Here is a 9119-nt window from a genome sequence, read left to right on the forward strand (position 1 = left end):
ATGGAATCCTCCTTTGACAGTCATTATAGCTGGAACCCGATCAGGACCAGCCCATCAGGCTCATTACTACCAGGAACCCGGAAGAAATACACGCGATTACAATGACAAACGGAACGATAAATTTAAGCCATTTGGAGAAAGAAACCTTGGCAATGCCAAGAGTACCCACCATCAGACCGGCATGGGGAAGCAGGAAGTTGCATAGACCATCGCCGAACTGATAGGCGCTTACCGCAACCTGACGGCTTACCCCGAGAAGGTCTGCCATAGGGGCCATGATCGGCATTACAATGTAACACTGGCCGGAACCGGAGGAGACAAAGAAATTGAAAATAAAGTTGACAATAAACATACCAACCGCGGCCACTGTAGAGGACAGCTTGGCCAGAGGGATGCACATGTAATAGATAACGGAGTGGATGATATTCGCGTCGCTCATGATAACATTGATCCCGCTTGCGAAGCCCACCATCAAAGCGGTATAGGTCATGGTTTTGGCGCCGGCGGCGAAGGAACTTGCGATCTGGTTGGGAGTCATCCCGCCTACAATACCAGCGCCGATCCCAAGTATCATCATGCAGGTCATCAACTGACCCAACTGCCAGTTTTGGGTAAAGCTTCCATAGCAGTAGAAGGCGAATGTGGCAATGAGCAGAAGCATATTGACAATATGCATTGGCTTCAACTCGTTTTCAATGGAGACATCTTCTTCTCCGATGCTCTCATAAATCCCGGAGAAGGACTTGGAAGGGTCTTTTTTAATTTTATTCGCATAATGGATAATGTACCAAACCATGAAGCCGGTAAACAGCACCCAGCAGACAGCCCGCTCCAGAATGCCGGACATAGGAGTGATCTCCGCGATGTTCTGCCCCAACACCACCGTCAGCGGGTTGATGGGAGATGCGGTAAAGCCGATGTTAGCGGCCATATAGCAGGTGGCTCCTACCAGAATACCGTCAAGCCCCAGCTGCGTACACAGCAGCACCATGATTGGCGCGAAGGCCAGCTGCACATTCAGGCCAACGCCAAGGGCCCCGAAGAGGCTCATTAAAATGGAGACACAGGCCAGGATGGTCACGTAGTTCCCCTTTGTCATACGGACAACAGCGTGCAGCATAGCATGAATCGTTCCTGTATCAATCAGTACGCCAAAGGCGCCGCCAATGATCAGGGAGAGGAAGATTGTACTGGCGCCTTTGCTCATTCCGGCGCCAAAACTGTTAAAGAAATCCCACAGCGTAGCGGGGTTGGACTCGGTTATTTGGAATGTTCCAGCAATGATTTTGCTGCCATCCTTTTCAAATGAGCCCGCCGGGATCACCCAGGTCAGAACGCACATGACCGCGATCATAATGGTAATCAGGACTAACGTATCAGGTACTGCGAGTTTGAATTTTTTCTTTTCCATCTCTCAAATCTCCTTCACTTTGTTTTTGTAAATCAGCTTTGTATGCTGTATTTACCTCATTGGGCAACCCTTCAAGCAAGCGGCTTTGTGTCGTCGTGATACTGCTTTGTCTCCGCATGGCTGCGGTACTCCTGGGGCGTCATTCCAGTGATGGCTTTAAAAGCCCGAATAAATGATGAGCTGTTGGTATATCCCACCTGAAACGCCACATCCAAAAGCCGGTAGTGGGTAGTGGCCAAAATTTCCTTGGCCTTTTCAATGCGTGTGATCCGGAGATATTCGCTGGGCGTGCACCCCACTTTCCGCTTGAACCAATGGGTGTAATATGAAGTGTTGTAGCCCTCCATGCTTGCCAGCTGCGTCATGTTGATGGGCTCAGCGTAATTGGTCTGAAGATATCGCAAAGAGGGATTTTGACAGTGTTCGACAAGCTTGTCATACAAATAGTAAAACAGATACCGCAGGGATTCCTTGTTATTTTCCGCACTTTGGATCTCCTGCTTGATTAAGCACACCAGCAGCTCCAGCTTGCCGTCAATATCCAAGACACAGCATTCTGTGAAAAGGGCCAGATCTATCGGCTTGACCATCTCTACAGGAATGTTCAGGATCATAGAAAGCCCTTTGCACTGATAGGTGTGGGCGACACCGGGCGGAACAAAGCAAATCTGGTGGGGAGTCAACTCATAGCAGTGCTCTAAAAACTGAATGAAAAACGTTTTCTCCACCGGCAAAATAATGTGCGCGTGGGCGTGTATGTGGGTGGAGGCGGCGTCTGAATGCAAAATAATATAACTGGAAATCAGGGACATGCCCAGCACACCTCCTCCGCGGTGACAACGACGGTACCGCCGCAGTATAGTCTCCTGCAACACACCACTCTTGCGGCTTCTGTTAAAATGTAGGCAAAACAGACAAACGCAAAGGCGTTTTATAGCTGCCCCGCTATTATTGTAGCACAACAGAAAATATAATAATGTGCAAAAATCCAGATATAGGAATGCTTGATTTGTGGATATCAAAACTGTCGGACGGGATATTAAAGATGTTGTATATCTTTGAGTTTTACCTATTATGTCTAAAACAGTCTGAATATATCATGTTATCCATCTCTAAATTCAGATAATTGTGTTCGTTGAAATTTCCAACACCGCTATAAAGGATTGCCGGATCGAGTGCGGAAGCTACGTGGGCACGGGGAGCTACAGCGCCTCGGAGGGCGGATTGAAGTGGTGGCTTGTCACCACCAACCGGCAAGGGGCGGATTCTCAGCTCAACAAAGATGGTACTACCTACTACTACATCGCCTTTTCCTGCGCAAAAGGAGCCCCGGGCCATAAGGCCCAGGGCTCTATGTTTCCATGCGAAATTGAGTTTACTGAACCTTAGGGCTTGTTTGAAAAATGTCAATACGCCCAAGGGGCGTTGAGATAAGAAAACCTTTTGTTGGGGCGCATAATATGCGCCCGCGGGCGGCTGATAGCCGCCCCTACATGGATTCTTAAAACAACGCCCTTAAGGGGCGGGTCTTTTTCTGCCATACTGTCCCAATTTTTCTTGAAATACATCCAGTTATTCCTGCGAAAAATTGTGTTTGTCTGGCAGAAAAATCCCTCGCCACTGTGCATATTTCCATTTTTCAAACAGCGCCTAACCGTAACGTCCTTGGTAGCTGTCAGGGTCTCATACCCGTCGTTGGTAACGGTGATCGTAATAACTCCGTCATCGCCGGCCTTATCAGCAGAGCCAGCCCAGGTGCTGCCCGAGTCAGTGCTCTTATCCTTGGCAAGGTACAGAACGGCGTTGTTCTTTTCGACGCTGTATCTCCACTGGTTGGCCTGACCAGTCTGTTCACTAATAGCGACTGTGGTCAGCGCGGCGCTGGTCAGCTTGATCTCTCCGCCGCTCTCGGTGTACTTGTAGGCTGCGCCGGTGATTCCGCTGGTGCCAACCAGGGCGGTCAACTGCGTATCGCTGGCGTCGGACAGCTTGGTGCCGGTGGTTCCGTCGGTAATGGCAGTCCCGCTGAACTTGGTATCGCCGTCCGGCTCAACCACCTTGATGGTGCCGTCGGCCAGGACGACCTGGGCGGAGAAGGGGGCCGCAAGCCCTCCTTTTTTGCACAGCTTCCCCAGTACCCGCAGCCCTATATACTCGTGATTCCCTGCCAGGAGCCGCACGTTCTTCCGACCCATGAGATCCTCCAGCAGCTTGGCCACCTTTTCGTTGTAGGCAGTATCCACGATACCGCCGTCCAGCGGCGCACACAGGTGCGCCATAAGCAGATCAAGCTTGAAGTCATCCCGGTTGACTGACTCCAGTGCCCAATATTCATCAAAGGGATCAAATTCCGTATCATCAAAACCCATTCCGCTTTCAAGATATTCGCCATACCAATCCACACAGGCCTCAAACAGGTCTGTGCGGCGGAGCAACGCTGTCTGGGCATCTGCCGGGAGGCTGTCAAGCTCAGCGGCATACAGTTTGGATTCAAGCAGAGTTTCCAGAGTACCGCCACAATCGACCAGGAGCTGGACTGTATTCAGGTCCTCTCGAAATTCCTCAGTGCACTCCTCTGAGAGTGGCGCCGTCCATACATCCTCCCAACCCCGCCAGCCGGGCCAGCTCCGATATAATGCCGGAGCTGTAATGGGTTTCCCTGGAAAAAAGGGTGGTGTACTCCCACAGCCTCCACTTTTTCTTCCAGCAGCAGAGAGCAAAAATTAACCACTGAGAAAAATGATAGAAGCAAAAGAAAAGTCTCTGATTTCCGTAGAAATCAGAGACTTTTTGGTTGCGGGGACAGGACTTGAACCTGCAACCTCCGGGTTATGAGGGCTATTACCATATTTCGGAATTCAAACATTATTCACTATGTTCTGTCTCTTTTATACATAATGTATATCATTTTATACACTTTTTTCACTTTCTCCCTTTTTCGAGTGAGGAAAAAAGTGAGAACCTTGTAGTTCTCACCTTTTTCCTTTTAATTTCACTCTCCCTTGATTTCCTTGCCAGTAAATAGGTCATTATATATATCAGCCGTTGCCCTTCTTGTTTTGGCATAGATATGACTATATACCTCTTCTGTCGTTCTTGTATTCTGATGGCCTGCCCGGTCTGCCACCATCTTTACATCAACGCCCTTGTTGATAAGATAACTAATGCTAGTGTGGCGTACCTCATGCAAAGTTATCTTCGGAAGATTATTCCTCTCTAAAAACTTAGTAAACCACTGACTTATAACGTCTGGCATCATTGGCCCGCCTGCCGTAGTCACTTTACCAGTTTTTAATGATATAAACAGATACCCCCTATCCTCCCAATCCATCAAGTCAATAAATGCCTTGCGGATTTGTATATATTCCTTTAACTGCTCCATTACTGTAACAGGCATATCTATATTTTTACTTGGACTTCCATTTTTGAGGTAGTCCACAAAATACAGACCATTTTCAACTGTGTAATGTCCGGTTTGGCTTATCAATACACAATTATTATCGAAGTTGATGTTCTCAACCTTTAGGCCGATCAACTCCCCCCGCCTGCAAGCGCTGACTAAAGCCACCAATATATACGTTTTTCTCATGTAGGCGTTAAAAATGTCTGTACATTGGCGGGAAGTTAAATTATCAAAAGAGAATGAATTTTCCTTCCCTCCAGTCTCATTGACCGCTCTGATGTATTCATCCTCTAAACATTCCAGAAGCCTGCCTATCTCCGGTTCCTCATAATATCCGGGGTTTTTCTTATGCACTTTTGGAGTGTCTACCTTTACACAAGGGTTATACTCAACCATATCCCATTTTACCGCAAGATTCAACAGGGTTTGGATGAACATGAAATGATGGCGAATTGTTTTCTCACTGTAGCCCCCCTTTTTACCGTCAAGCCTTACCCCATCCTTTTTCAGCGTATTTAAGTACGCTTCAATATCGAGAGCTCTAATTGTGCTGACCTTTTTATTCCCGAAGTAGGGGAGCATAAACCCATTTAAAAAGCCCTCATACCGTTCCTGGGTTTTATACTCCATATCAGGCTTTTTAATCTCCCTCCACTTTTCCACCAAATCATTGAAAGTCGGAGCATGGGCCAGCTGTACCTGGTGCCCTCTCGTAAAGTCCACCTCCAAGGCCTTGGCCTGCTTTTCTGCGTCCTTTATAGACTTCGCTGTAATAACCTTGGAAGTCCTGTTGACTTTACCATTGGCTTTAAAGCCGTTACAGATAAATACTCTGTACTTACCTTTTCCCAAATCTTTAATACTTGCCATTTTCTTTCCTCCTGTTTATTTAATGTAGTTTTTTTCTTCCTGGTCAACCATCCATTTTATCAAGGCGGACCGAGTAAACCTGTACCTGTTCCCTACCCTGTAATGGGGTATTTTCTTTCCCCTGGCCAACTCCTTAATGGTGTATTCTTTACAACCAATCAAGGCACTAGCTTCTGTTGGGGTCAGTCCGGTTTCTTTTACGTCCACTAGCGGTATCCTCCTTATTCTGGATACCACTAATATCAACTAGCCTACTTTTGTGCCTTTAATTTTTCAACTAGTCATTTTCTATGACTGCTCATATTATCACGCTGTTTTAATCTTTTGCCTAGCCGTGACAGTGCAAGGAATTGTTATATATAAATTAGGTAGATTGCTGGAATAAACAAAAAGCCCAGCCCTTTTCATTGGGCTGGGCTTTGCAGGAGCAATTAACAAGATTTAGCTATAACTTCACTAGCTGTTATATCAGTAACCTTGTATACTTCAGTTTTATATGAAGCATAGTCTACATCTGACTTACCATAAAGCCGAATATAATCCCCGACATGAATTTCATATGAAAATATGTCAGGCTCATTTGTTGGATATATTTTCCTGTGTTCACCTGTCTCTGATACTACCTCGATGTTTTTATTCCCTTCAATGAGGGGTGTCCCATCTTCCGTAGTAAGAAGAGCGTATTTTTTTATTTCTTTGGGATGACTAATGATAAAATCGAATTTCATTTTACTGTTCCTCCTAAATGTTATGTATTCTGTAAATCAAAAAAATTCTATCTTTTAATTTACACCTTACATATCTAAATGCTTATTGCAATGTACATAATTTTTTAACTAGCCTAACTTTTGCATAAAAACAAAAGTAGCCAACCTTTTTACAGGCTGGCTACTTTCTTTTAATCGTCCTCTATAAACTCCTTCAGCACTGACACAAAATCACGGAATATTTCAATTAACTGGTACAGAAGGTACAACAGAGCCAACAGCCCGAAACAGCTAAACCCTATGAGCCATTCAAAAGAGGTGGGCATTTTAGCCCACCTCCTTTCCATCATCCACCCTGACCCCCTCGCAGATCGTCAGCTTGCCCTTGCCGTCCAGATACACGCCGCCCTGAACACAGCCGAACTCCAACAGCATTTTGATTTTGCTTTCAGGCATTTCCAGCCTTGCATATCGACTACTGATAACCTCGTAAACATTCTCACCGCCCTGCACTTTTTTCATCCCGACCACCACATACATCATGTTAGCTGGCATATCCGAATCAACTGCCGGAACTAAGCTGTTAATACCAGACCTCACCATATAATTGTTGGTCTTAAATCCTTCGGTGTCCATGGTGATGTTGCCCTCACCATCCAGAACCAGACCATACAGCCGCTCACCCTTATTCAAGGTGTCCTTAATCTGCTTTTCAGTCAGCCCTGTAAACCCCTTGCTATCTGCGTCATAGAACATATAGCCTGTCACTCTCTTACCCAAGTCCTCACGGTTAATCATGTAGCGCATACACATTTTAAAGCCCTCCTATAATTTTAATTGTGGCCTTTTTCCTAACCACAACTAAACTATAACGCTGTGGTCATTGATGGGCAAGACGTGATAGTGCAAGGGGATGTAACCTTGATTTTAGTGAGTTTGTAGCAGTTAAAGAGCCTGTTTTCTCCGACTGCTCTATACTGGTAAACTTCTAACCCCGGTACTGTTTCCTATCATTGTCATAAAGGCTATTGAAAACATCTGAAACACAATTTCAACTAGCCTGTTTTCTGTATCAGAGCAGATTTTTCAACTTCCCTTTCACCCCCCCATTCTTTTTTCTGGAACCCCCTATTTTCACATCTTCAAACCCCCTCAATTTAAAAATCATCCATCAGTAAAATTAAAAAATAAATTAAACGAAATTTTGGTTAATTACCCTTGATTGCATTAACCGAAAGTTTTCCGTTGTCATTTTTCTAAATTTTTAACTAGCCTTTCAACAGTATTAGAAAATTCACTTTTTCAAAATAAACATAAAAATAAGCCAGATGTTTTCACATCTGGCCCATCTGCTTATTTACTTTATTAACTGCGTTTTTTAGGTTTAATAAATCCATACCTGATTGCCAATCCTTTCATCAAGGCAATAAGAAAGTTGGAATCAAATACATACTGCCCATCACTCGGAAGTCTCAATACACCTAAATAGAAGCCAGATTCAGTGTAAATGTGATATTCATTATGTATTTCTCCACTCCTATCTTGATATAGATTTTGAACAACCACGATACCGTATTTTTCCATGTTAGCCATAACTGTCGCCCCTTTCAAGTAAATTAAAATTCAACTGAAAGATACGCTGTATAAATGGATATAAGCAAAGCCAGTCAGATAAACCTGACTGGCTTTTATGGGTATATTATTAGGTTAATCACTCATGGTGCCTTGGGTTGCATCTATGTCTTTCTGTGTTCGTTCTTGTGCTTCTTGTATTGCTGCTGCTTTTTCTTCTGGGGTCATGCCTGCATAGGGATCTTGCCATAATGCATCTGGACCTGATAGGGACGAATCCCCGACTTGCTGATTATTGCCTTGCTGTACGCTATCGCCCTGAGACTTGTTTTGAGTATTACCGCCGCCTTGCTGAGTATTACCTGTTGAGGATTTGGTGTTTGTTAAATAACTGCTTGTTACATAAACTTCACTACCATCACTCAGTTTAACTTTGCTCCAGCTGCTGTAATCTCCGATGCCAATGCCTATGCGGGTCACACTTTGATTTTTGTTTAAGCTACCTACTTTATCATCCTCTGTACTTGGACCACTACGGAGATTCACCGTTCCTGTTGCCCAAACCGTCTCATTACAATCAGTGAATGTTAAAGTGACTTCCGGTGTCTGATCTTCTAGTGTTTGCTCTGTCTCTGCTGGTCTCCATGCTCTATATTGTTGCTCATAGTCAGAAGGAAGTTTTTTACCATCTGTATCACAGAATGATACAAGCATATCTAATTCTATTGCTATTTGTTCCTCTGTGTATGATGTATCTAATACTGAACATGTATTATACACTAGTTGAAAGTATTCAATCAGTTCATCACCTGATGGTTCTTGCTGTTCTCTATCATTTGATAATTGCTCCGGCGCATTATCTGATGTCATGATTGGTTCGGTCTGTTGGACTTTCTCCTGATCCGGCTCCTGCGGTTCCTGCTGGGCCTGCTGACCCCCACAGCCTGCCAATGAAAAGGTCAGTAACAGAGATAAGCCGCTAATTAAAACCTTTTGCTTCATTTCTTTTCCTCCCTTGTTGCAATACATTCTGATTTGCGCGGTGGCTGAATCAAATGTATCGCTTTAATCTCAACAGTTCCACCATGGGGGACACATACCCGGCTGGTATGCTCCCCGCATGGCTTCTACTGCCGAGATAACAAATAAATGCGCA

The 9119-nt window shown here is 44.9% G+C and carries 10 protein-coding genes; 1 reads left to right on the plus strand and 9 read right to left on the minus strand.

Translation table 11 applies throughout. The annotated features are described in order from the left end of the window. Positions 1-40 precede the first annotated feature (40 nt). A complete protein-coding gene (locus D1641_RS14605; protein ID WP_160666960.1) occupies positions 41-1411 on the minus strand; it encodes a YfcC family protein in 1371 nt (456 codons plus the stop codon). A 71-nt stretch (positions 1412-1482) separates the two neighbouring features. Further along, complete coding sequence (locus D1641_RS14610; protein WP_160666962.1) at positions 1483-2223, minus strand: AraC family transcriptional regulator; 741 nt, start codon at positions 2221-2223, stop codon at positions 1483-1485. Positions 2224-2539: 316 nt separating this feature from the next. Here D1641_RS14610 and D1641_RS14615 point away from each other — a divergent pair, with 316 nt between their 5' ends. Further along, the gene (locus D1641_RS14615) at positions 2540-2800 is read left to right on the plus strand and encodes a hypothetical protein (RefSeq protein WP_160666964.1); all 261 of its coding nucleotides are present in this window, start codon (positions 2540-2542) and stop codon (positions 2798-2800) included. 17 nt (positions 2801-2817) lie between these two features. Here the strand turns inward: D1641_RS14615 and D1641_RS14620 are convergent, their stop codons facing one another. The 7 genes from D1641_RS14620 to D1641_RS14650 form a co-directional block, all read right to left on the minus strand. Next, positions 2818-3813, minus strand: a complete 996-nt coding sequence (locus D1641_RS14620) for a hypothetical protein (RefSeq protein WP_160666966.1) — start codon at positions 3811-3813, stop codon at positions 2818-2820. A 590-nt stretch (positions 3814-4403) separates the two neighbouring features. Then, positions 4404-5684 (minus strand): tyrosine-type recombinase/integrase, encoded by a 1281-nt coding sequence (locus D1641_RS14625; protein ID WP_160666968.1) that lies wholly within the window; start codon positions 5682-5684, stop codon positions 4404-4406. 15 nt (positions 5685-5699) lie between these two features. Next, a complete protein-coding gene (locus tag D1641_RS19760) occupies positions 5700-5891 on the minus strand; it encodes a helix-turn-helix domain-containing protein (protein ID WP_160666970.1) in 192 nt (63 codons plus the stop codon). A 224-nt stretch (positions 5892-6115) separates the two neighbouring features. Beyond that, positions 6116-6412 carry a hypothetical protein gene (locus D1641_RS14635; protein WP_160666972.1) on the minus strand — a complete coding sequence of 99 codons (297 nt, stop codon included), beginning with the start codon at positions 6410-6412 and terminating at the stop codon, positions 6116-6118. Between the two features lie 306 nt (positions 6413-6718). Further along, positions 6719-7198, minus strand: coding sequence for a hypothetical protein (locus D1641_RS14640; protein ID WP_160666974.1), 480 nt, complete (start codon positions 7196-7198; stop codon positions 6719-6721). Between the two features lie 558 nt (positions 7199-7756). Continuing rightward, on the minus strand, positions 7757-7984 hold the full coding sequence (locus tag D1641_RS14645; RefSeq protein ID WP_160666976.1) for a hypothetical protein: 228 nt from the start codon (positions 7982-7984) through the stop codon (positions 7757-7759). Between the two features lie 114 nt (positions 7985-8098). Next, positions 8099-8965: an SH3 domain-containing protein gene (locus tag D1641_RS14650; RefSeq protein ID WP_160666978.1), complete on the minus strand. Its 867-nt coding sequence runs from the start codon at positions 8963-8965 to the stop codon at positions 8099-8101. Positions 8966-9119 lie beyond the last annotated feature (154 nt).

Source organism: Colidextribacter sp. OB.20, assembly GCF_009911595.1.
Lineage (GTDB): Bacteria > Bacillota > Clostridia > Oscillospirales > Oscillospiraceae > Lawsonibacter.